22 protein-coding genes are annotated in these 21,316 nt (G+C 73.0%); 11 read left to right on the top strand and 11 right to left on the bottom strand.

Annotation, left to right across the window (positions count from 1 at the left end):
* Positions 1-146: 146 nt before the first annotated feature.
* Both guaB and C1I92_RS12725 read right to left on the bottom strand, forming a co-directional pair.
* Positions 147-1,670, bottom strand: coding sequence for an IMP dehydrogenase (guaB, locus tag C1I92_RS12730; RefSeq protein ID WP_111255026.1), 1,524 nt, complete (start codon positions 1,668-1,670; stop codon positions 147-149).
* 87 nt (positions 1,671-1,757) lie between these two features.
* Positions 1,758-3,146, bottom strand: a complete 1,389-nt coding sequence (locus C1I92_RS12725) for an FAD-binding oxidoreductase (RefSeq protein ID WP_111255025.1) — start codon at positions 3,144-3,146, stop codon at positions 1,758-1,760.
* 201 nt (positions 3,147-3,347) lie between these two features.
* Between C1I92_RS12725 and C1I92_RS12720 the strand changes: the two genes are divergently transcribed.
* Positions 3,348-4,298, top strand: coding sequence for a hypothetical protein (locus tag C1I92_RS12720; protein ID WP_111255024.1), 951 nt, complete (start codon positions 3,348-3,350; stop codon positions 4,296-4,298).
* 70 nt (positions 4,299-4,368) lie between these two features.
* On the opposite strand, the gene C1I92_RS12715 is transcribed toward C1I92_RS12720, so the two are convergent.
* Complete coding sequence (locus C1I92_RS12715; protein WP_111255023.1) at positions 4,369-4,914, bottom strand: AMIN-like domain-containing (lipo)protein; 546 nt, start codon at positions 4,912-4,914, stop codon at positions 4,369-4,371.
* A 170-nt stretch (positions 4,915-5,084) separates the two neighbouring features.
* Between C1I92_RS12715 and C1I92_RS12710 the strand changes: the two genes are divergently transcribed.
* The gene (locus C1I92_RS12710; protein ID WP_199521178.1) at positions 5,085-5,657 is read left to right on the top strand and encodes a hypothetical protein; all 573 of its coding nucleotides are present in this window, start codon (positions 5,085-5,087) and stop codon (positions 5,655-5,657) included.
* On the opposite strand, the gene C1I92_RS12705 is transcribed toward C1I92_RS12710, so the two are convergent.
* On the bottom strand, positions 5,623-5,970 hold the full coding sequence (locus C1I92_RS12705) for a VOC family protein (protein ID WP_111255022.1): 348 nt from the start codon (positions 5,968-5,970) through the stop codon (positions 5,623-5,625). The genes C1I92_RS12710 and C1I92_RS12705 overlap by 35 nt on opposite strands.
* Before the next feature lie 54 nt (positions 5,971-6,024).
* Between C1I92_RS12705 and C1I92_RS12700 the strand changes: the two genes are divergently transcribed.
* The gene (locus C1I92_RS12700; protein WP_111255044.1) at positions 6,025-6,531 is read left to right on the top strand and encodes a TetR/AcrR family transcriptional regulator; all 507 of its coding nucleotides are present in this window, start codon (positions 6,025-6,027) and stop codon (positions 6,529-6,531) included.
* A 1-nt stretch (position 6,532) separates the two neighbouring features.
* Here C1I92_RS12700 and C1I92_RS12695 read toward each other — a convergent pair whose 3' ends face one another.
* Complete coding sequence (locus tag C1I92_RS12695; RefSeq protein ID WP_233506954.1) at positions 6,533-7,696, bottom strand: pyridoxal phosphate-dependent aminotransferase; 1,164 nt, start codon at positions 7,694-7,696, stop codon at positions 6,533-6,535.
* A 25-nt stretch (positions 7,697-7,721) separates the two neighbouring features.
* On the opposite strand from C1I92_RS12695, the gene C1I92_RS12690 reads away from it, so the two are divergent.
* The 6 genes from C1I92_RS12690 to C1I92_RS12665 all read left to right on the top strand — a co-directional run bounded on the left by C1I92_RS12690 (position 7,722) and on the right by C1I92_RS12665 (position 12,106).
* Positions 7,722-8,492: a nucleoside hydrolase gene (locus tag C1I92_RS12690; protein WP_158564105.1), complete on the top strand. Its 771-nt coding sequence runs from the start codon at positions 7,722-7,724 to the stop codon at positions 8,490-8,492.
* 162 nt (positions 8,493-8,654) lie between these two features.
* On the top strand, positions 8,655-9,659 hold the full coding sequence (locus tag C1I92_RS12685) for a putative F420-0 ABC transporter substrate-binding protein (protein ID WP_111255020.1): 1,005 nt from the start codon (positions 8,655-8,657) through the stop codon (positions 9,657-9,659).
* Between the two features lie 104 nt (positions 9,660-9,763).
* Positions 9,764-10,741: a putative F420-0 ABC transporter permease subunit gene (locus tag C1I92_RS12680; protein ID WP_111255042.1), complete on the top strand. Its 978-nt coding sequence runs from the start codon at positions 9,764-9,766 to the stop codon at positions 10,739-10,741.
* Positions 10,738-11,538, top strand: coding sequence for an ABC transporter ATP-binding protein (locus tag C1I92_RS12675; RefSeq protein ID WP_111255019.1), 801 nt, complete (start codon positions 10,738-10,740; stop codon positions 11,536-11,538). Before C1I92_RS12680 ends, C1I92_RS12675 begins: the two co-directional genes overlap by 4 nt.
* Positions 11,539-11,684: 146 nt before the next feature.
* Positions 11,685-11,885: a hypothetical protein gene (locus tag C1I92_RS12670; RefSeq protein WP_146605117.1), complete on the top strand. Its 201-nt coding sequence runs from the start codon at positions 11,685-11,687 to the stop codon at positions 11,883-11,885.
* Positions 11,882-12,106 (top strand): hypothetical protein, encoded by a 225-nt coding sequence (locus C1I92_RS12665; RefSeq protein WP_111255017.1) that lies wholly within the window; start codon positions 11,882-11,884, stop codon positions 12,104-12,106. The genes C1I92_RS12670 and C1I92_RS12665 overlap by 4 nt, the downstream gene beginning before the upstream one ends.
* Before the next feature lie 12 nt (positions 12,107-12,118).
* Here the strand turns inward: C1I92_RS12665 and C1I92_RS12660 are convergent, their stop codons facing one another.
* Both C1I92_RS12660 and C1I92_RS12655 read right to left on the bottom strand, forming a co-directional pair.
* Positions 12,119-13,108, bottom strand: coding sequence for a TIGR03557 family F420-dependent LLM class oxidoreductase (locus tag C1I92_RS12660; protein WP_111255016.1), 990 nt, complete (start codon positions 13,106-13,108; stop codon positions 12,119-12,121).
* Between the two features lie 42 nt (positions 13,109-13,150).
* Positions 13,151-14,986: a sialidase family protein gene (locus tag C1I92_RS12655; RefSeq protein WP_111255015.1), complete on the bottom strand. Its 1,836-nt coding sequence runs from the start codon at positions 14,984-14,986 to the stop codon at positions 13,151-13,153.
* A gap of 96 nt (positions 14,987-15,082) precedes the next feature.
* Here C1I92_RS12655 and C1I92_RS12650 point away from each other — a divergent pair, with 96 nt between their 5' ends.
* Positions 15,083-16,297 (top strand): galactose oxidase, encoded by a 1,215-nt coding sequence (locus tag C1I92_RS12650; RefSeq protein ID WP_111255014.1) that lies wholly within the window; start codon positions 15,083-15,085, stop codon positions 16,295-16,297.
* Positions 16,298-16,358: 61 nt separating this feature from the next.
* Here C1I92_RS12650 and C1I92_RS12645 read toward each other — a convergent pair whose 3' ends face one another.
* The 4 genes from C1I92_RS12645 to groES form a co-directional block, all read right to left on the bottom strand.
* On the bottom strand, positions 16,359-17,354 hold the full coding sequence (locus tag C1I92_RS12645) for a DUF2891 family protein (RefSeq protein WP_111255013.1): 996 nt from the start codon (positions 17,352-17,354) through the stop codon (positions 16,359-16,361).
* Positions 17,351-17,872 (bottom strand): hypothetical protein, encoded by a 522-nt coding sequence (locus tag C1I92_RS12640; RefSeq protein WP_111255012.1) that lies wholly within the window; start codon positions 17,870-17,872, stop codon positions 17,351-17,353. The genes C1I92_RS12645 and C1I92_RS12640 overlap by 4 nt, the downstream gene beginning before the upstream one ends.
* 77 nt (positions 17,873-17,949) lie before the next feature.
* The gene (gene groL / locus C1I92_RS12635) at positions 17,950-19,563 is read right to left on the bottom strand and encodes a chaperonin GroEL (RefSeq protein WP_111255011.1); all 1,614 of its coding nucleotides are present in this window, start codon (positions 19,561-19,563) and stop codon (positions 17,950-17,952) included.
* 91 nt (positions 19,564-19,654) lie between these two features.
* Positions 19,655-19,954, bottom strand: a complete 300-nt coding sequence (gene groES / locus C1I92_RS12630; protein WP_111255010.1) for a co-chaperone GroES — start codon at positions 19,952-19,954, stop codon at positions 19,655-19,657.
* Positions 19,955-20,135: 181 nt separating this feature from the next.
* Between groES and C1I92_RS12625 the strand changes: the two genes are divergently transcribed.
* Complete coding sequence (locus C1I92_RS12625) at positions 20,136-21,308, top strand: class I SAM-dependent methyltransferase (RefSeq protein ID WP_199521177.1); 1,173 nt, start codon at positions 20,136-20,138, stop codon at positions 21,306-21,308.
* Positions 21,309-21,316 lie beyond the last annotated feature (8 nt).

The following is a 21,316-nucleotide window of genomic DNA, read 5'->3' as shown; positions in this document are numbered from 1 at the left end:
GGTGAGCTTTCGCCGCGTTCCGGGCCGCCCACCAAACAGGCGGCGGACGTGGGCCAGCGGCAGCAGCCCCACGAGCCACGTGCCCTGACCGCTCGTCGAACGGTCAGGGCATCCGGAACAAGCGTCAGCCGGCGTCGTCTTCTGGGTCAGCGGCGCGAGGAGTAGTTCGGCGCCTCGACCGTCATCTGGATGTCGTGCGGGTGCGACTCCTTCAGCCCGGCCGACGTGATGCGGACGAACCGGCCGCGCTCCTTCAGCTCCGGGACGGTGCGCGCGCCGGTATAGAACATCGACTGCCGCAGTCCGCCGACCAGCTGGTGCGTGACGCCGCCGAGCGGGCCGCGGAACGGCACCTGGCCCTCGATGCCCTCCGGGATCAGCTGGTCGTCGCTGGCGACGTCGGCCTGGAAGTACCGGTCGCGGGAGCCGGTGGTCTCGGCGCCGCGCTTGCGCAGCGCGCCCAGCGAGCCCATGCCGCGATAGGACTTGAACTGCTTGCCGTTGATGAAGATCAGCTCGCCCGGGCTCTCCGCGACACCGGCCAGCAGCGAGCCGAGCATGACGGTGTCGGCGCCGGCCACCAGCGCCTTGGCGATGTCGCCGGAGTACTGCAGGCCGCCGTCGCCGATGACCGGGATGCCGGCCGGCTTGGCCGCCAGCGAAGCCTCGTAGATCGCGCTGACCTGCGGGACGCCGACGCCGGCCACAACGCGGGTGGTGCAGATGGAGCCGGGGCCGATGCCGACCTTGATGCCGTCGGCGCCGGCGTCGACCAGCGCCTGCGCGCCGGCCCGGGTGGCGACGTTGCCGCCGATGACGTCGACGCCGCGGGCGGCCGGGTCGGCCTTGAGCCGGGCGACGACGTCGAGCAGCGCGCTGGTGTGGCCGTGCGCGGTGTCGACGACGAGCACGTCGACGCCGGCCTCGACCAGCGTCATGGCCCGCTCCCACGCGTCACCGAAGAACCCGACCGCGGCGGCCGCGACCAGCCGGCCCTCGGCGTCCTTGGTGGCGTTGGGGAACTCCTCGGACTTCACGAAGTCTTTGACGGTGATGAGGCCCTTGAGCCGGCCGGCGTCGTCGACCAGTGGCAGCTTCTCGATCTTGTGCTTGGCCAGCAGCGCGAACGCGTCGTCGGACTTGATGCCGACCGGGCCGGTGACCAGCGGCTCCTTCGTCATCACCTCACGGACCCGGCGGTCGTGGAACTCCGCGGACGGGATGAAGCGGATGTCGCGGTTGGTGATGATGCCCAGCAGCTTGCCGTCGTCGTCGGTGACCGGCAGCCCGGAGATGCGGTACTGCCCGCACATGCGGTCCATCTCGGCCAGCGTGGCGTCCGGGCCGATCGTCACCGGGTCGGTGACCATGCCCGACTCGGACCGCTTGACCAGGTCGACCTGGTGCGCCTGGTCCTCGATGGACAGGCTGCGGTGCAGCACGCCCAGGCCGCCCTGCCGGGCCATGGCGATGGCCATGCGCGACTCGGTGACGGTGTCCATGGCGCTGGACAGCAGCGGGATGCTGACCGAGATGTTCCGCGAGACCCGCGAGGTGGTGTCGACCTCGCTCGGGATCACGTCGGACTCACCGGGGAGCAGCAGGACGTCGTCGAAGGTCAGGGCAAGGGGCGCGAACGAGTCGGACAGGGCGGACTGCATGGGGTCCATGACACTTTCCTGAGTCGGCGTGGGCGGTGCCTCCATCGTATGGCCGACCCGACAGCGGATCCACCGACTCGTTCGCTCCCGCGATCGCTATGCCGGCGGAATCGGGTGGTTGGCCACGAACAAGTCCCCCGGATCGACGGCCGACCGGACCGCTCGCAGCCGCGACCAGGCCGTCTCGCCGTATGCCGTGCGAGCATCGGCCGGGGTCTCGGTGAAGTTGAGGTACTTCGTTCCGGTCGCATACGGCGACATCGCGGTCACCAGGTTGCGCGCCTCCAGCGTGCCCTGCGCCGCCTGCTCGGGTGTCGCCGCGATGGTGACCCCGAACTGGAGGAACTGGCCGTCGAGCATCGGTAGCGCACCCGCGTCCGGCTGGGGCCGGGACAGGGCGCCACCCAGTTGCCGGAGCTCGGCCATGAGCAGCGACGAGCCGGAGTCCGGACCCGCGGCGGCGAGGAAGGCGTCAACGCCCGCGGCGGGCAGGCCGGCCAGCAGCGAGCTGTCCGACACCGCCGGTGTGGGTCCCTCCGGGTCCATGTGCAGTCGCACCAGCGACGCGGACGGCACGGTCGCGAACGTGTCGAGTTCCGGTCCGAGATCGCGCAGCGGCTCGAGGATCGCGGCGGCGCGCGCGTCGTCCGCGAGCACGGCGCCGTTGATCACGACGATCTGCCTGCCCCTGACCGGCTCCGGGATCTCGGGGAAGGGCGGCAACTGCAGGATGCGGAACGACGTCGCGACGGCGTCGGGCGCCTCGACGGCCCACTCCGCCCACCGGGGCAGCACACGCGCGGCAAGCGTCCAGTCCCACACGAGCATGCCCGCATACGCGGTGGGGATGGGATAGAGCCGGAACTCCAGCGCGGTGACGACGCCGAAGTTCCCGCCGCCGCCACGAAGCGCCCAGAACAGCTCGGTCTCGTGGCCGGCGTCGGCGCGTACCTGTGACCCGTCCGCCGTCACCAGCTCGACAGCCGTGACGCTGTTGGCCTGCAGACCCAGTTCGCGTGCGTACCAGCCGAGCCCACCGCCGAGGGAGTACCCGACGATGCCGACATCGGGCGAGGATCCGTGCAGCGTCGCGAGACCGTACGGCGCCGTGGCGTCGACGGCGTCGAGCCACAACGCGCCCGCCTCCACCCGGGCGGTCCGGGCGCCGGCGTCGACCGTCACGCCGGTCATTCCGGCCGTGCGCAGCAGGACGACGTCGTCCAGGTCGCCGGTGAGCGCACCGGCATTGTGGCCGGGGCCCTGTGGCGCGACGCGCAGGCCGGCGGCGGCCGCGGCCCGAACGACGGACGCTACCTCGGACGCGTCGGCCGGGTACGCCACAGCCGCGGGCCGCTGGTCGAAAGCGACGTTCCACGGCATGCGGGCCACGTCGTAGCCCGGGTCGTCGGGCAGATGGACTGCTCCGCACGAGTCGCGTAGTGCCGACGCGTCGGCGAGCTTGGGCAGGGTCGAGTCGGATGTCATGGAGTCCCCCTGGCGAGTCCGGGGTTCGGCCCCTCCATCGACCGCCCCCCTTGGCGGTGATCCGCGACCGGCGCGCCGCTGTGGTCGCGAGATCCGTCCTCCGCATGCAACCGGACCACGGGGCCAGAAGTCAATGGTGTGGATCGGCACCACAGGAGAGCCGACGCCACGAGCGGCCGGCGTAGGGACAAGGAGAAGCACATGCGCAGGATCCGGGGGGCACTCGGCGCGCTGGGCGCCGTGGCGGCGTTGTCGGCCGGGCTGACTGTGACGGCGCCGGCGGCGGCCGGGGAACCGACGCGGGTCGACGACGAGGTGACGTTCGCCTACCTCGAGGCGGCCGACGGCGACCGCGGCCTGGACATCTCGCTGGCGCGGTCGGCCACGGCCGGCACCGAGGCACGAGCGCGGCTCTGGGGCGGGCCGGAGGGCGAGCACCTCGCCCAGGGCAGCGGCACCAGTGAGTGGACCGGCTCGACGTTCCGGGCCACGGTCGAGCTGGTCGTCGACGACGGTGCGCCGGGCGGCACCGTGACCGTAGCCGGCACGTACACCCTCGCCGGCGACCCGCAGCAGGACGTCCAGAAGTTCAACGACGGCAACGTCCGCGTCCACATGGAGCACACGACGACCGCCCTGGCGATCGACGACGTCACGGTGGCCCTCGACGGCGTGCCGTGGGAGCTGCAGTTCGCCGACGGCTACCACGAGCTCGGCGAGCTCTTCGTCACGAACCCGGCGACGTACGTCGGCCACGAGGAGTTCGTCGCCTTCGGCGAGCCGAAGGCCGAGAACGCCACCGACTTCTTCGTCGAGGGGACGCTGGACGACCTCGGTGTCACGTTCGCCTATGCTGACGCGCCGATCCACGCGGCCGGCGCCATCGACCTGACCGGCGGCAGCTGGACGGGCACGCTGCGGATGATGGACGAGAGCGGCGAGACGGTCGGCGAGGCGACGGGCACGGCGACGCTCACCCCGAACGGGCGCCCCACGCGGCTGGTCGACGACACCCACGGCGGCTTCGAGCGCTGGACGGTGACGCCGTACCTGCTGACCCTCACCGTCGAGGGCCCGATCGCGCCCGTGCGGGTGACGGTCGAGGTCGCGGACGTGCGGTATGCGCTGCACACCAGCCCGCTCGGCGGCTGACCCGGCCCAGGACCAGCCACGGAACCGCGGTGCCCGGACGGTCGACCGGCCGGGCACCGCGGACCGGCCGTCACCACCGATGGGCGACGTCGACGACCAGGCGCGAGCCGCCGCCCGGGCCGTCCAGCGTGAACACCCGGAACGGCAGCCGGGCCCTCACGCCGAGCCCGATCGTCGTCCGTCCCTCGAAGCTGCCGGCCCAGGCGACCTGACGGAAGGTCTGCCAGCCGGAGACCCCGACCAGCTCGCGCGGGTTCGCCGGGACGTAGGTGGCGTCGCCGTCCGCGTCGTAGGCGGGCGCGATCGCGACGACCTCCAGGTCGGCGCCGCCGCGCAGCGGCACCGCGACCCCCGCGCCGTCGGTGGTGACGGCGGAGACGTAGCGGACGCTGTACCCGTCGGCGTCGCCGGCGAAGTCGAGGACGAGGCGGTCGAAACAGGCGTGCCGGCCGGCGCGGACGCCGGTGAGCGGCGCCGTGTCCGTCGCGGCGGCGGTCTCCGGCAGCGACCCCCAGCGAAGGCCGCAGTACGGCGCGGCCTCGGCGGCGGCCGGCCCGGCGAGGAACGCGAGCCCGGCGGTGAGCAGTGCGGCCAGTGTGGCGATGGTGCGTCTCATGACGATCCCCCCTGGTGCGGTTGGTGATGACCTCATGACGCGCGACCGTCCGGCCCGGTTGACGGGGGCCGCAAACCTTGACAAATCTCCCGCCGTACGCGCTGCGGCGTAGGCGCGGATACGTCCCGCACCCGACGACGGCGACGGCGGCCGGCCGCGAGAGTGGCGGCATGACGATCACGACGCAGCGCACGCCGGCGGTCACAGCCACGGCGCCGGCGCCGGCCCGCCGGCCGTGGCGGCTCGGCGGGCGCACCCGCAAGGCCGTGCTGGTGACGCACATCCTGTCCGCGGGCGCCTGGTTCGGCATGGACGTCGTCATGGCCGTGCTGGTCTTCACCGCGGCCGGCGGCGACGACGAGACCAGGGCGCTGAGCTACCGGGCGCTGGAGCTGTTCGCCGGCTGGCCGCTGGCGATCGCGAGCCTGCTGTGCCTGGCCAGCGGCGTGCTGCTCGGCCTGGGCGGCAAGTACGGCCTGGTGCGGTACTGGTGGGTGGCGGTCAAGCTGGTGCTGAACGTGCTGCTGTCGACGCTGGTGCTCGTGCTGCTGCGCCCCGGCGTCCAGGAGGCGGCCGAGCAGGGCCGGCTGCTGGGCACCGGGACGCAGGTCCAGCTGCAGCCGGGCGACCTGCTCTACCCGCCGATCGTGTCGACGACCCTGTTGCTGGTCGCCTTCGTGCTGTCGGTCTACAAGCCCTGGGGTCGGCTCACTCGGGGGCGGACTGGTCGAACACGTGCATGATGTTGCCGCCCGGGTCGCGGAACGAGGCCGACCGGCCGCCGGGGATCTCGATCGGCTCGCCGACCCAGGCCAGGCCGCCGTGCTCGGCGACGAACTTCCCCAGGTCGTCGACCTCGTAGAACGGGCCGGTCGACCAGTTCTCCCCGGAGTCCGGCGGCACGTCCACCATGAGCTGGATCGGCGAGTTCGGCAGCTGGAAGGCGACGGTGCCCTCGCCCTCGCGCCACGCCTCCTCGAGACCCAACTCGTCGCGGTAGAAGGCGAGCGCCTCCTTCAGGTCCGGCACCGACACGTAGATGTAGGAGAGCTTCATGAAGAAGACCGTAACGGGGTTACGCCGAGCCGTCAACGTGTTACGGTGATGGGCATGCCGGAGTGGATCCCTGTCCCCGGGTCGGCGAAGGCCCGGCTGATCGAGGCCGCCATGCACCACTTCGAGCAGGCCGGCTTCGAGGCCGCCACCGTCACCGAGCTGGCGTCGAAGGCGGGCGTGACGACCGGCTCGCTGTACCACCACTTCGGCTCGAAGCTGGGCCTCTACACCGTCGTCCGCGACGATCTGGAGAAGCGGATCACCGACCGGATGGAGGGCGCGGCCGAGACCGTCGGCGGAGCCGGCCGCGACGCGGCGCGAGCGGCGCTGCTGGTCGCGTTCGACGCGACGGTGCGGTTCGGGGTGTGCCGGCTGCTCGGCGAGACCGCACCCGGCGACCACCCGGACCGTGTCCGCGCCACCCTCACCACGCTGCTGCCCGACGACGTCGGCGTCGCCGCGACGCTGCTGGTCGCGGCCTGGCGCTCGGCGCTGCTGGAGGTCGCCGACGGCGCGCCCGCGGCCGGCGTGCGGACGGCGCTGGAGTTCGTGCTGGCCTGAGCTACAGGCGGCGCAGCCGCTCGACGGCGTCGCGCAGGACCTCGTCGCGCTTGCAGAACGCGAACCGGACCAGCGACGCCGCCGCCGCGGGATCGTCGTGGAAGACCGAGACCGGCACGGCCGCGACGCCGGCCAGCTCGGGCAGCCGCTGGCACAGCTCGACGCCGTCGGCGAACCCGAGCGGCGCCGCGTCGGCGACGACGAAGTAGGTGCCGAGCGGCACCGACACCGCGAACCCGGCCGCCCGGAGCCCGTCGACCAGCAGGTCGCGCTTGCCCTGGAGACTGCCGGCCAGCTCGGTGTAGAAGTCGTCGCCGAGGCCGAGGCCGGTCGCGACCGCCGGTTGCAGCGGCCCGGCGCTGACGAACGTGAGGAACTGCTTGACGGCGCGCGCGGCGGCGACCAGCTCGGCCGGGCCGTGCAGCCAGCCGACCTTCCAGCCGGTGACGGAGAACGTCTTGCCGGCCGACGAGACCGTGACGGTGCGGTCCGCCAGCCCCGGCAGCGTCGCGACCGGGACGTGCACGGCGTCGTCGAAGACCTGGTGCTCGTAGACCTCGTCGGTGACGACGATCGCGTCGTGCTCGCGCGCGAGCCGGCCGACGAGCTCCAGCTCGGCCCGGGTGAAGACCTTGCCGGTCGGGTTGTGCGGCGTGTTGACCAGCACGACCCGGGTGCGCGGCCCGAACGCGGCACGCAGCTCCGCCTCGTCGATCGCGAAGTCGGGCCAGCGCAGCGTGACGGTGCGCTTGACGGCGCCGGCCAGCGCGATCGAGGCGGCGTAGGAGTCGTAGACCGGGTCGAACGTGACGACCTCGTCACCGGGCTCGCACAGCGCGAGGATCGTCGCCGCGATCGCCTCGGTGGCGCCGGCGGTGACCAGCACCTCGCTGTCCGGGTCGATGTCGAGGCCGTAGAAGCGCTTCTGATGCGCGGCGATCGCCTCGCGCAGCACCGGCATCCCGGGGCCGGGCGGGTACTGGTTCAGGCCGCTGCGGATCGCGTGGGTGGCCGCCTCGAGGATCTCTGCCGGGCCGTCGGTGTCGGGGAAGCCCTGGCCGAGGTTGATCGCGCCGGTGCGGGTCGCCAGCGCCGTGATCTCGGCGAAGATGGTCGACGTGAACGGGCGCATCCGCTCGGCGAGCGCGGGTCGGCGTGCTGGCACGGACTCACGGTACCCGCGGCTCGTCGTGGTGGACACAGACTGCGGCCTCGACGACGCGCTGGCGCTGCTCTACCTGGCCGCTCATCCCGCCGAGGCCGAGCTGGCCGCCGTCACGACGGTGCACGGCAACGCGCCGGTCGGGTCCGTCGTCGCGAACGTGGGGCACGTCCTGGCGGCTGCCGGTATTCCGGAGGTGCCGGTGGGGGTAGGCGCGGCAGGACCGCTCGGCGGGCCGCCGCTGCTGCTGGCGCCCGGGACACACGGCGCGGACGGGCTGGGCGACCTCGTCGTCAGGACGCCGCCGTCCGTCGTCGCCAGGCCTGCCGCCGAGCGCCTCGTCGAGCTGGCGCGTGCGCGGCCCGGGCACTACGACCTGCTGGCGCTCGGCCCGCTGACCAACGTCGCACTGGCGCTGAGACTGGAGCCGGAGCTGCTGACGCTCTTCCGGTCGGTCGTCGTGATGGGCGGGCCCGGGCCGGACGAGACCAACGTCCGGCGCGATCCATCGGCGGCCGCGCGAGTACTGGGTGCGCCGGCGAACCGGCTGGTCACCGTGGGCGTGGACGTCACAGCGACGGTCCTCGTCGATCCGGCGGACCTGCGGGACGGGTTCGCCGCCGCACTGGCAGCGCGGTACGCGTCACTGCGCGGGCGCCGGCTGACGCCGGTGCACGACGCGGTGGCGGCGGCGCTGCTCGTCCACCCGGACTGGTTCACCGTCTCCGACGCCGGCGCCGTGACCGACGTCGACCGGGCCGCGTTCCTCACCGACCTGGCCGCAATGGATTTTGGATAAAACTCGGTGCTCGGGGATGATTTCCGCGGGTTCGGCCGCTTAGGATGGAGGAGCCCCGGAGCACCGCTTGTGCTCTGATGCGTCTGCCCGGTCAGTGGGCAGCTGGTTCGGCGGTCGCCTTGGACCGTCTCCAAACGGACCCTGCTCGCGTGTGGAGACCCAGTGCCGCTATCCCCTTCCCGACCGTGGCGTGCTGCCCTCGTCGGCGCCGCCGCGTGCGCCGTCCTGCTGACCGGCTGCGGTGACGACGACCCCGCCCAGACGTCGTCCGCCTCGTCCCCCGCCGGCGACTTCACCCCCGTGACCGTCGACAACTGCGGCACCGAGGTGACCATCGAGAGCCCGCCGGAACGCGTCGTCACGATCAAGTCGACCGCGACGGAGATGATGCTCGCGCTCGGGCTCGGCGACCGCCTCGTCGGCACGGCGTTCGCCGACGGCCCGCTGCCCGACGAGTACGCCGGCGACCTCGACGACGTCCCCGTCCTCTCCGACAACGTGCCCGGCCAAGAAGCGCTGCTCGACGTCGAGCCCGACTTCGTCTACGGCGGCTGGGAGAGCAACTTCGGCGCCGACACCGCCGGCGACCGGTCGTCGCTGGCCGACTTCGGCATCGCGACCTACGTGTCGCCGGCGGCCTGCCAGGAGCCGGGGTACCAGCCCGACCCGATGACCTTCGACGAGCTGTTCGCCGAAATGCACGAGCTGGCCTCGTTCTTCGGCGTGACCGACCGCGCCGACGCGCTGGTCGCCGAGCAGCAGGCGCTGCTGGACGGCGTGTCCGCGCCCGGCGAGGGACTGACGGCGCTGTGGTATTCCTCCGGCGAGGACGCCCCGTTCGTCGGCGGCGACATCGGCGCGCCGGCGATGATGATGCGCGAGCTCGGCGTCGAGAACATCTTCGCCGACGTTCACGCGACCTGGTCCAACGTCAGCTGGGAGCAGGTCATCGACCGCAACCCCGACGTGATCGTGCTGGTCGACGCAGCGTGGAACACCGCCGACAGCAAGATCGAGCGGCTGGAGGGCAACCCGGCGACCGCCGCGCTGCCCGCCGTCGCCGAGCAGCGCTACCTGCGGCTGCCGTTCCCGGCGGCCGAGGCGGGCGTCCGCAACGCGCAGGCCGTCGTCGACCTGGCGGCACAGCTGGAGGAGCTGGGCCTGTGACGACGACGGCGGCCCCGTCCACGGCGTCCGGCGGCGCGCCGGCCGCGCCGGCCGCGTCGCCGTCGCGGCGGGCCGGTGCGCGCACGACCGGGTGGATCGCGCTGATGGCGGCCGTGCTGGCCGCATCGGTGACGCTGGCGGTGACGATCGGCTCGGCCGACCTGCATCCGCTGGACGTGTGGCGCTCGATCGGCGACCACCTGGGGCTGTCCTCGTCGTCGCTGACGCAGTTGCGCGACGGCATCGTGTGGGAGCTGCGGCTGCCGCGGGTGCTGACGGCGGCGGCGGTCGGCGCCGCACTGGCCGTCTGCGGCGCCGTCATGCAGACGCTGACGCGCAACCCGCTGGCCGACCCGTACCTGCTGGGCCTGTCGTCCGGCGCGTCGGTGGGCGCCGTCGCCGTCCTCATCCTCGGGGTCGGCTGGCTCGGGCTGCCGGTGGCGGCGTTCGCCGGCGCGCTGCTGGCGCTGGTGGTGACGTTCGCGCTGGCCAACCAGCGCGGCGAGCTGGCGCCGACGCGGACGGTGCTGGCCGGGCTGGCGGTGTCGTACCTGTCGTCGGCGGCGACGTCGTTCATCATCTTCTGGTCCGCGACCGGCGACTCGTACCGCGAGATCCTCAGCTGGCTGCTCGGCTCGCTCGGCGGCGCGTCGTGGAGCGACGCGGGGATCGTCTGGGCCGCCGTCGTCGTGGTCGGGACGGTGCTGGTGTCGCGGGCCCGGACGCTGGACGCGTTCGCGTTCGGCGACAGCACCGCGTCGACGCTGGGCGTCAACGTCAACGCGACCAGGTGGACGCTGCTGACGCTGGTCGCGCTGCTGACCGGCGCGGCGGTCGCCGTCAGCGGGGCGATCGGGTTCGTCGGGCTGATGCTGCCGCACGCCGTCCGCTTCGTCGTCGGCTCCGGGCACCGGCGGGTGCTGCCGCTGTCGGCGCTGGCCGGCGCGACGTTCATGATCTGGGCCGACACGCTGGCCCGCACGCTGTTCGATCCGCGCGAGCTGCCGGTGGGCGTCGTCACAGCGTTCCTCGGCGCGCCCGCGTTCGCCGTCCTGTTGCGTCGCCGGAGGGTAGGCCGATGACCGTTCTCGACACCCCTGTTCTGCGGGCTTCCGTCGCGTCCGACGCGCCGGCTCTGGAGGTCGCCGACGTCTCCTGGTCGGCCGACGGCCGGCTCATCGTCGACGGCGTCGGGCTGCGCGTCGAACCGGGGACGATGACCGGGCTGCTCGGGCCGAACGGCTCGGGGAAGTCGAGCCTGCTGCGCACCGTCGCCGGGACGTATCGGCCGTCCGGCGGCCGGGTGGTGCTGGGCGGGTCCGACCTGGGCGCGATGCGCCGTCGCGACCGGGCTCGCCGCGTCGCCGTCGTCGAGCAGGAGTCGACGACCGACGTGCCGCTGGCCGTGCTCGACGTGGTGCTGCTCGGACGGACGCCGCACCGTGCGTCGTCGACCGATGAGGCGCTGGCCCTGGACGCGTTGGAGACCGTCGGCATGCGCGACCTCGCCGACCGCGACTGGCACACGCTCTCCGGCGGCGAGCGGCAGCGGGTGCACCTGGCCCGTGCGATCACTCAGCAGCCCGAGCTGCTGCTGCTCGACGAGCCGACGAACCATCTGGACATCCATTACCAGCTGGCGCTGCTGACGCACGTCCGGTCGCTCGGCGTGACGACCTTGGCGGCGCTGCACGACCTCAACCTGGCGGCCGCCTACTGCGACCAGGTCGTGGTGCTCGCGGGCGGCCGGGTGGCGGCGGCCGGCGCGCCGTCGGAGGTGTTGGTGCCCGACGTGGTCCGCTCGGTCTTCGGCGTCGACGCCGACATCCACCTCAACCCCCGCACCGGCCGGCCGGTGCTCACGTTTTCGCCGCTCTGACCGCTTGGCACGCCGGCGGCGACCCCTTGGCTCGCTGAAAGTGACCACGCGCGCCCGAAATGCACCGATTGTGGAACGCTTCAGCGTGCCAACCCCTCGGCCCGGGGGCCTTCCGCCGGGGCCGGCCGCGCACTTAGTCTCAATTCATGAAGAGGCTGGCGTGGGCGGTGCTCGCCGTGGCGGTGTTCTGGTCCGCCGTGAGTCTGCTCGCGATCGTGCTGAGTCAGTTCGGCCCGATCGGCCAATACGAGCTACTGCTGATCATCCTCGTGGTCGGCGTCGCCGAGTTCATCACCTTCCGCCGGCTCCGCCGCCCCGCGCGCGAACGAGCTCGCGTCGCCTCGTGAGCGAGCTCCGAGAGAGACTCGTCGTCGTCCTGGTCGCCGCCGTCGTCATCGGCCCAGTATTCGCGGGGCTCGACGCCCTCGGCGTCCCTCTGGGCGACGACAGGGTCGGCTCATTCGTCGCCCTCGGCTTCACCATCGTCGGCACCGCCGTCTACATGCTCGTGCTCGCACGGCGCCATCGGGCCGGTCCGCGTCGGCGACCACGGCGGGACGGAGGCTGACGCCGTCCTCGCTCAGGCGGTGAGCTTGGGCAGCACCTCGCGGCCGAAGACGTCGATCCAGGTGCGCTGATCCGGGCCGGCGTCGTGCAGGTAGACGTGCGTGGCGCCGATGTCGAGGTAGTGCTGGATCGCCTGCCGGTGCACGTCGAGGTCGGCGGAGATCGTGACCCGGCCGTCGAAGTCCTCGACCCGGACGAGGCGGGCGATCTGGTCGACGTCGTAGGGGGAGCGGATGTCGGCCTTCGAGAAGCGCATCGCGCCGTTCGGCCACTCGCGCAGCGCCTGGGCGGCGGCCTCGTCCTCGTCCGGCGCCCAGGACAGGTGCACCTGCACGATCTTCGCCAGCGTCGACGGGTCCTTGCCGGCCGAGCGGGCGCCCTCGTCGAACCGGCCGAACAGGGCCGCGACCTTGTCCGGCGTGCTCGCGACGGTGATCATGCCGTCGCAGGAGGCTCCGGCCCGGCGCGCGGTGATCGGGCCGGACGTCGCGATGTAGACCGGCGGCGGGGTGTCCGGCATCGTCCACAACCGGGTCCGCTCGAGGGTGAAGAAGCGGCCGTCGTGGCGGACGTCGCGGCCGGTGAAGAGCTTCTGGATGATCTCGACCGCCTCGAACATGCGGGCGATCCGCTGCGGCGCCTCCGGCCAGTACCCGCCGACGACGTGCTCGCTGATCGCCTCGCCGGACCCGATGCCCAGCCAGTGCCGGCCCGGGTACAGCTGCTCCAGCGTCGCCGCCGCCTGTGCGACGACGGCCGGGTGCCAGCGGAACGACGGGCACGTCGCGCCGACGCCGACCGACCCGCGGGTCCGCTCGGCCATCGCCGTCATCACGTTCCAGACGAACCCGGCCTGCCCCTGCTGCGGCGTCCACGGCTGGAAGTGGTCGTCGGCCATGACGCCGTCGAACCCGGCCGCCTCGGCCGCCACCGCAAGCTGCACCACCTCGGACGGCGCGAACCGCTCCAGCATCGCGGAGTACCCGACCCGCGCACGGCTCATCGTGCCCCTCTCTCAGTGTCAGGGACACACCAGCGTACGAGGTCAGCGGCGCAGCTCGTCCAGCGGCAGGTGCAGCAGCGGGTCGGCGCCGGGCTCGCCGGCGGCCAGGGCGGCGACCTCGTCCGCCGATGCGGCACGGCCGAGCAGCCAGACGTCGTCGAGGTCGCCGAGGAGCTGGTTGGCCGTGTCGGGGCGCTGGCCGAGGTACAGGCCGAAGGCCGCATCGGTGGTGACGGAGCCGGCGACCGGTCCGGCCGACGCCGCCTGGACGCCGTCGACATAGAGCGCGACACCGCCGGAGCCACGGGTGAGCGCGACGTGGTGCCATGCGCCGTCGGCGAACGAGCCCGGCGCCGTCAGCGTGGCGACGCCCAGGTCGGTGTCGACCAGCGCGCGGATCCGGGTGCTGCCGGGCTCCAGCCGGATCCACCACTGCGACCGTCCGCTGCCGGTGTTGTACGCCCACAGCAGCGCCTGATCGGCGGCGACGCCGCTGCGGAACCAGCCGGCGGCGGTGAACGAGCCGTCGCCGACGTCGAGGTGCTCGCTGCGCGGGACGGCGACGTGGTCGCCGGCGGCGAACCGCAACGCCCCGCCCACCACGCCGTCGGGCACCACGACCGGCGCGCCACCGACGACGCCGTCCTGCCCGCCGCCCGACACGTCGGGCGTCGTCACGACGGGCGCCAGCCCTCGATCCAGCGCGGCGAAGGGCACCCGCGCGAAGGTGATCCGCTCGTACGTGCCGGCGTCGCCGTTCTCGTACAGCACGCCGAGCGTCCGGGCGCCGGCCTCGACCAGGTCGGAGTACGCGGCCGGCCCGTCGTGCAGGACCAGCCCGCCGGTCCACGTCGCGCCCTCGTCCAGGCTGTACCGCAGCTGCAGCGTCCGCCGCGCCGCTGGGTTGGCCGGGCCGGCGTAGACCAGCCGGTCGCCGGCGCGCGGCAGCCGCAGCACGGACCCCTGCACGACCGGCGTGACGATGTCCGGCTCCAGCGCGAACGGCGCGTCGAACGTCTCGCCGCCGTCGCTGCTGGTGGTCGTCGCGCGGGTGCCGGCGCCGGTGCCGTTCTGGTCGCGGGCGTTGAAGTAGAGGGTGCCGTCGGCCAGCTCGGTGACGGTGTTCTCGTTCGGGTTCACGACGCCGGTCAGCGGCGTGTCGATGTCGCCGAGCTGCCAGGTCAGCCCTCCGTCGTCGCTGTAGAGGGAGTGCGCGCCGTAATACTTCGCCTCCTGACCGGTGTCGGACGAGCCGGCCGGCGGGCTGGTCGAGTGGTTCGCCGGCGCGACCAGCCGGCCGCGGTGCTCGCCGTGCTCGAGCGCGATCGCGTGCACCGGCCCGGTCGCGTACCAGCGCCACTCCGGCAGCTTGGTCGTGGCGGTGATGTCGCGCGCGGGCGACCAGCTGGCGCCGTCGTCGGTGCTGCGCTGGACGAAGACGCGGCGGCTCTGCTCCGCAGTCACCTCGCCGCGCATGATCTCCGCCTCGGCCGCGTCGCCGGCGTTGTGCGTGCTGAGCAGGACGATGTCGCCGGTCCCGGGGTCGACGACGGGGGTCGGGTTGCCGAAGACGTTCGCCCCGTTGTCGCCGACGACCTGGAGCGGGCCCCAGGTGCGGCCCTCGTCGAACGAGCGGCGCAGCACGAGGTCGATGTCACCGGTGTCGCCACCGCCGCCGACCCGGCCCTCGGCGAAGGCCAGCAGCGTTCCCTCGTCGGAACGGACGATCGCCGGGATGCGGAACGTGTCGTAGCCCTCGGTGCCGGACTCGAACACCACCGCCTGCCGGACCGGCGAGACCGCCTGGGACGGGGTCTGAGCAGCGAGAACGCTTGCTGCGAGGGCGAGAGTGAGTGTCAGGACGACGGGCCGGCGCATGGGGTCTCCTTCGTCGGGAAGATCCATCCCACATCAGATATGGGATATGTGTCAAGAACGTTGACGAACGGTCTGCTCTTTGGTCGGATATCCGACATGACGGATCTCACGCGGCGCACGGCGCTCACCCTGGCAGCGGCGGCCGGACCGGTGGGGTGGGCAGCGGCGTCGACGACGGCGGCGGCCGCACCGGCGGCCGGTGGGACGACGTGGCGGCGGCTGCCCGACGTCCCGCCGAACCCGACGGACTGGCACGACGCGATACCCGTGGGTGAGCCGTACTGGACCCAGCTCGGCCTGGCCGGGCCGATCGCCGGTGCGCACGGCGACCACCTCATCGTCGCCGGCGGGGCGAACTTCCCGGAGCCGGCGCTGACCGCGACCCGGGCGAACACGCTCGGCAAGGTCTACTGGGACGACGCGTTCGTCTACTCCCGGGTCACCGGCCGGTGGCGGCCGGCCGGGCGGCTGCCGGACGCCGTCGGCTACGCGGCGACGCTGAGCACCGACGACGGCGTGCTGGTGATCGGCGGTGAGGGCTATCGAGGCGGACCCGGCGGGACGGCCCAGCGTCCGGCCGAGAAGTTCGCCGACGTCTACCTGCTGCGCTGGGACGGCCACCGCCTGGACCGCACCGAGCTGCCGCCGCTCCCCCGGCCGCTGTCCTATGCCGTCGCGGGCATCGTCGACGGCGTCGTGCACGTCGCCGAGGGCGGCGACTTCTACGCGCTCGATCTCGACCGGCCCGATCGCGGCTGGACGACGCTGCCGCGCTGGCCGGGCGAGCCGCGCTCCGTCGCCGTCGGCGCCGCCCAGGACGGCCGGTTCTACCTGCTCAGCGGCCGGGCGCAGCAGCCGGACAAGTCGTGGACGTTCTATCGGGACGCGTACGCGTACTCGCCGCGGCATGGGTCGTGGACGCGGATCGCCGACCTGCCGTGGTGCGTGACGGCCGGCCTCGCCCACCCCACCGGCCGGACCGGGCTGGTCGTCGTCGGCGGTGACAAGGACATCGGCCGCTGGAACCTCATCGAGCACCACGTCGCGCTGCGCAACGCCGCGCCGCCGGGGTCGGCCGAGTGGCAGCGTCACAACAACGTCGTGACCTGGATCTACGACCACCACACCGGCTTCAACGGCGAGCTGCTGCGCTACGACACCCGCCGCGACCGCTGGAGCGTCGACGGCTGGTTCCCCGGCCCGCCGCCGGCCACCACACCCGCCGTGAACTGGGACGGCGACCTGATCGTCGCGAGCGGGGAGGTCGGTCCCGGCATCCGCACCCCGCGGGTCTGGCAGGCGGAGTTCTGACGAGTGACGCACGTCGGGGCCGGCTCCCGCCGACCCCGTTCGCTCCCTGCGGCCCGCCTCGCTACCTCAGCAGCGCGACGAACTGGTGCAGGGCAACACCCAGAACCGAGAGCGCTCCGATGATCAGCGGCCGTAGATCCCGAAGGATCTGCCCGATGATCTCGGTGTGCTGACATAGCTCCCGTAGCCTGCTCAGCATCGATGGCTTTGGCCTGTAGGTATTCAGCCCGGCCAGATGCGCCAGCTGCCCGTCCGACGGGTCGGTGACGGTCACCGGCCCGAACAGCTGCGACGGCGATGAGGACGCGGCGCCGGGCAGGAACGTGGCGAACCAGGCGCCGAACGCCTCCGCCGGCAGCACCCGCGCGACCAGTTCGGCCTCGGCCAGCGCCGGCGACAGGAAGTCACTGCCGGACGGCTCGTAGTGCGCCGGATAGTCCGTGTCGGCGAGGTACCAGCGCCGCACCGCGTCGTCGATCGCGTCGCGCAGCTCGGCGGACGCCCCGTCATGGGAGCGCAGCAGCCCGAACGCCGAGTTCGGGTGCAGCCCGCCGCGCACCGGGTAGGTCTGCGACGGCAGCCAGGCCAGCAGGTTCGCCGTCAGCACGTCGGCGAGCGGGCGGACGGCGGCCGCCCAGGCGTCGCCGTCCGGGTCGGACCACGAGGCCAGCTCGTGCGCCAGCGTCAGCAGCCAGCCCCAGCCGTACGGACGCTCCCGGTGACTGCCCGGGCCGGCGGAGAAGAACGCGGCCTCCCGCGCCAGGTTCGACGGGGTCAGGTGCGCGGCCAGTCCGGCCCGGACCTCGTCGGCCAGGCCCGCGGGCAGGGCGGCGCCGGCCAGTCGCAGCAGCCGGACCAGCACCCAGTGCATCTCGACCGCCGAGTGCCAGTCCAGCGACCCGTAGAACGCCGGGTGCTGGTCGCGGTGCCGCGGGTATGGCCCGGGCTCGACGGCGTAGATGATCGGCAGATGCGGGTACTCGCGGTCGATACAGGTCAGCGCGGTCCGAGCGTAGTCGGCGGCGTTCTCGTGCAGCAGTTCCAGGCGGCCGGTCATCCGGCGGCACCCTCGGGGTCGATCGGCGCGCCGTCGCCCGACGGCGGCAGGTCGTCGCGCTCGACCGGGGCGCCGCCGGAGGGCGCGTCGGCGAACAGCGCGGCCAGCTCGTCCGACGTCGGCGGGTGTGCGTCCTCGACGGCGGCCCGCAGCGTCTCCTCGTCGAGGACGTCCGCGGCCGCCGTCAGCCGCACCGCGACGCCGTCGTGCACCGCGACACACTCCTGCTGGCCGCCGGCGGCCACGCAGCCGGCGTCGGCCCCGCCGTGCGGATCGGTGCTGAGCATCACGAGACCACCGGACGGCGACGTGTAGGCGACCCCGAATCCGGCGTCGCCGACGACCCCCGTGGACTGCGAGGCCGGCGCGAACCCGTCCAGCGAGACCGCGTAGACGACGTCCGGGTCGACCCCGATGGACGCGGCCCGGTCGGCCAGTTCGCCCGCGTCCGCCGCCTCCGATGACCCGCACCCTGCCAGCAACGGCAGCAGCAGGACGACGAGCCAGCGGAACCTCACGACGTCATCGTCTCAAGAGCGACGGCCCGGCCCCCACGCAGGGGACCGGGCCGTCGAACGAACCGAGTGGACAGCGCTCAGTGGCCGTGACCGTGGCCGTGGCCACCCTCGGCGACCGGCTCCTCGGGCTTGTCGACCACGAGGACCTCGGTGGTGAGCAGCAGGCTGGCGATCGACGCCGCGTTGGCGACCGCGGAGCGGGTCACCTTGACGGGGTCGAGGACGCCCTGGGCGATGAGGTCGCCGTACTCGCCGGTCGCGGCGTTGTAGCCGTGGCCGGGGGTGCCGTTCTCGACGTTGGCCACGATGACGTAGCCGTTCTCGCCGGCGTTCTCGGCGATCCAGCGCAGCGGCTCGACCAGCGCGCCGCGCACGATGGACGCGCCGGTGGCCTCGTCGCCGGACAGCTCGAGCCCGTCGATGGCGGACCGGGCGTGCACCAGGGCGGCGCCGCCGCCGGAGACGATGCCCTCCTCGATGGCCGCGCGCGTCGCCGACACGGCGTCCTCGATGCGGTGCTTGCGCTCCTTCAGCTCGACCTCGGTGGCCGCGCCGACCTTGATGACGCCGACGCCGCCGGCCAGCTTGGCCAGCCGCTCCTGCAGCTTCTCGCGGTCCCAGTCGGAGTCGGTGTTCTCGATCTCCGCGCGGATCTGGCCGACCCGGCCGTCGATGTCGGCCTGCGCGCCGCCGCCGTCGACGACGGTGGTGGCGTCCTTGGTGACGACGATGCGGCGGGCGGTGCCGAGCACCTCGAGGCCGACCTGGTCGAGCTTGAGGCCCAGCTCCTCGGCGACGACCTGGCCGCCGGTGAGGATGGCGAGGTCCTGCAGGATCGCCTTGCGGCGGTCACCGAAGCCCGGCGCCTTGACGGCGACGGAGGTGAACGTGCCGCGGATCTTGTTGACGACCAGCGTGGACAGCGCCTCGCCCTCGACGTCCTCGGCGACGATCAGCAGCGGCTTGCCGGCCTGCACGACCTTCTCCAGCAGCGGCAGCAGGTCGCTGACGGAGGAGACCTTCGCCTGGTGGATCAGGATGTAGGCGTCCTCGAGGACGGCTTCCTGCCGCTCGGCGTCGGTGACGAAGTACGGGCTGAGGTAGCCCTTGTCGAACTGCATGCCCTCGGTGAACTCGAGCTCGGTGCCGAAGGTCTGCGACTCGTCGACGGTGATGACGCCGTCCTTGCCGACCTTGTCGAACGCCTCGGCGATGACCTCGCCGATCGTCGGGTCCTGCGCGGAGATGGCGGCGACCGCGGCGATCTCGGACTTCTCGTCGACCGGGCGGGCCGACTCGACCAGCCGGGCGCGGACGGCCTCGACGGCCGCGTCGATGCCGCGCTTGATGCCCAGCGGCGAGGCGCCGGCGGCGACGGACTTCAGCCCGCGGTGCACCATGGCCTGCGCGAGCACCGTCGCGGTGGTGGTGCCGTCACCGGCGACGTCGTTGGTCTTCGTGGCGACTTCCTTGGCGAGCTGCGCGCCGAGGTTCTCGTACGGGTCCTCCAGCTCCACCTCGCGGGCGATGGTGACGCCGTCGTTGGTGATGGTGGGAGAACCGAACTTCTTGTCAAGGACGACATTGCGGCCCTTGGGGCCGAGCGTCACCTTGACGGTGTTCGCGAGGGCGTCGACACCGCGCTCCAGGCGCCGGCGGGCTTCCTCGTCGAACTCGAGGATCTTGGGCATGGGGAACCGGTCCCTTTCGGAGGTCTTGCAGAACGTGAAAGACGCCCCGGCCCGACACCGCGGAACGGGGTCGGGTCAGGGCGTCAGCGCGTCACTTCTGGACGATCGCCAGAACGTCGCGGCCGGAGAGGATGAGCAGCTCCTCGCCGCCGTACTTCACCTCGGTGCCGCCGTACTTCGAGTAGAGCACAACGTCGCCGACCTTGACGTCGAGCGGGATGCGCTTCTCGCCCTCGTCGTCCCAGCGGCCCTCGCCGACGGCGACGACCTCGCCCTCCTGGGGCTTCTCCTTGGCGGTGTCAGGGATGACGAGCCCGGACGCCGTGGTCTGCTCCGCTTCCAGCGGCTTGACCACGATGCGGTCCTCGAGTGGCTTGATGGAGACCGACACTTGTCTGACCTCCCCTTTCGCGGGATGTCACGATGCTTGCTGGTGGACCGGTCGCATGCCGCCGTCGTCGCGGGTGCCGGCGACTCGACCGTTGGCACTCTCATGGTGAGGGTGCCAGTCCTCAAGTTAGCACTCGGTCGAGATGAGTGCTAGTCCGCGGCCGGGTGAGAGGCTGACGGACGTGCAGACGGCCACGTTCGACGCGCTCCGGTCGGCGGCCGGCGCCGCGCTGCTGGCCCAGGCCACGGCGGCGCACGGACGAGAGGACGAGTTCGCGCTGGGCACCCGGCTGCGGCGCGACCACGAGCCGGATCTGGTCGCGGCGGCGCTGACGCAGGCACGCCTGCGCGCCCGCGCGGCGGACAAGTTCGACCCGGCCGACGCGGAGCGGATGTTCTTCACCGTCGACGGCTACGAGCAGGCCACCCGGGTCGCGGTCGCCCGGCACCGGGCGTCCCGCCTGGCCGCGACCCTGGGCGCCGGCGCGGCGGTGGCCGACCTGTGCTGCGGCATCGGCGGCGACCTGGTCGAGCTGGCCCGGGCCGGGCTGACGGTGACCGGCGTCGAGGCGGACGAGCTGACGGCCGCCGTCGCGGCCGCCAACGTCGCCGCGCTGGAGGTGGACGCGCGGGTCGTGCACGGCGACGCGACGACAGTGGACCGGGCGGCGTACGCGGCGGTGGTCTGCGACCCGGCCCGCCGCGGCGGCCGGGGCCGGGTGTTCGACCCCGACGCGTACCGGCCGCCGTGGTCGTTCGTGCTGTCGCTGCTGGCGGAGACGGCGTGCGTCAAGGTCGCGCCCGGGCTGCCGCACGAGCGGATCCCGGCCGGCGTCGAGGCGGAGTGGGTGTCCGAGCGCGGCGAGGTCAAGGAGGCGGCGCTCTGGTCCGGCGGACTGGCGCGCGACGGCGTCGAGCGACGGGCGACGCTGCTGCCGTCGGGCGCGACGCTGACCGACCGCGACGACCCAGGTCCGTCGGTGCGTCCGCTGGGCGGGTACCTCTACGAGCCCGACGGCGCCGTGATCCGGGCCGGCCTGGTGACGGCGGCGGCCGCGCTGGTCGGCGGCGGGCTGCTGGACCCGTCGATCGCCTACGTGACGGCGGACGCGGCCGTCGGCACCCCGTTCGCCCGCGGCTACCGCGTCGTCGACACGCTGCCGTACGACGTGAAGGCGCTGCGCCGCTACGTCCGTGCGCAGGACATCGGGGTGCTGACGGTGAAGAAGCGCGGCGTCGGCGTCGAGCCGGAGAGGCTGCGGGCGGCGGTCCGGCCCCGCGGCGAGCGGGCCGCGACGTTCGTCGTCACCCGGATCGCCGGCGCGGCGACCGTCATCGTCGCCGACCCGCTCTGACATCCTGG

The organism is Jiangella anatolica (genome assembly GCF_003236295.1).
Lineage (GTDB): Bacteria > Actinomycetota > Actinomycetes > Jiangellales > Jiangellaceae > Jiangella > Jiangella anatolica.
This window is presented reverse-complemented; position numbering and strand designations above follow the sequence as displayed.

Coding starts and splice junctions, on each gene's coding strand:
- C1I92_RS12670 (WP_146605117.1), top strand. CDS start 11,685: ATGAAGAGGCTGGCGTGGGCGGTGCTCGCCGTGGCGGTGTTCTGGTCC.
- C1I92_RS12715 (WP_111255023.1), bottom strand. CDS start 4,914: ATGAGACGCACCATCGCCACACTGGCCGCACTGCTCACCGCCGGGCTC.
- C1I92_RS12660 (WP_111255016.1), bottom strand. CDS start 13,108: ATGAGCCGTGCGCGGGTCGGGTACTCCGCGATGCTGGAGCGGTTCGCG.
- C1I92_RS12720 (WP_111255024.1), top strand. CDS start 3,348: ATGCGCAGGATCCGGGGGGCACTCGGCGCGCTGGGCGCCGTGGCGGCG.
- C1I92_RS12655 (WP_111255015.1), bottom strand. CDS start 14,986: ATGCGCCGGCCCGTCGTCCTGACACTCACTCTCGCCCTCGCAGCAAGC.
- guaB (WP_111255026.1), bottom strand. CDS start 1,670: ATGGACCCCATGCAGTCCGCCCTGTCCGACTCGTTCGCGCCCCTTGCC.
- groL (WP_111255011.1), bottom strand. CDS start 19,563: ATGCCCAAGATCCTCGAGTTCGACGAGGAAGCCCGCCGGCGCCTGGAG.
- C1I92_RS12680 (WP_111255042.1), top strand. CDS start 9,764: ATGGCGGCCGTGCTGGCCGCATCGGTGACGCTGGCGGTGACGATCGGC.
- C1I92_RS12650 (WP_111255014.1), top strand. CDS start 15,083: ATGACGGATCTCACGCGGCGCACGGCGCTCACCCTGGCAGCGGCGGCC.
- C1I92_RS12705 (WP_111255022.1), bottom strand. CDS start 5,970: ATGAAGCTCTCCTACATCTACGTGTCGGTGCCGGACCTGAAGGAGGCG.
- C1I92_RS12725 (WP_111255025.1), bottom strand. CDS start 3,146: ATGACATCCGACTCGACCCTGCCCAAGCTCGCCGACGCGTCGGCACTA.
- C1I92_RS12700 (WP_111255044.1), top strand. CDS start 6,025: ATGCCGGAGTGGATCCCTGTCCCCGGGTCGGCGAAGGCCCGGCTGATC.
- C1I92_RS12710 (WP_199521178.1), top strand. CDS start 5,085: ATGACGATCACGACGCAGCGCACGCCGGCGGTCACAGCCACGGCGCCG.
- C1I92_RS12675 (WP_111255019.1), top strand. CDS start 10,738: ATGACCGTTCTCGACACCCCTGTTCTGCGGGCTTCCGTCGCGTCCGAC.
- C1I92_RS12645 (WP_111255013.1), bottom strand. CDS start 17,354: ATGACCGGCCGCCTGGAACTGCTGCACGAGAACGCCGCCGACTACGCT.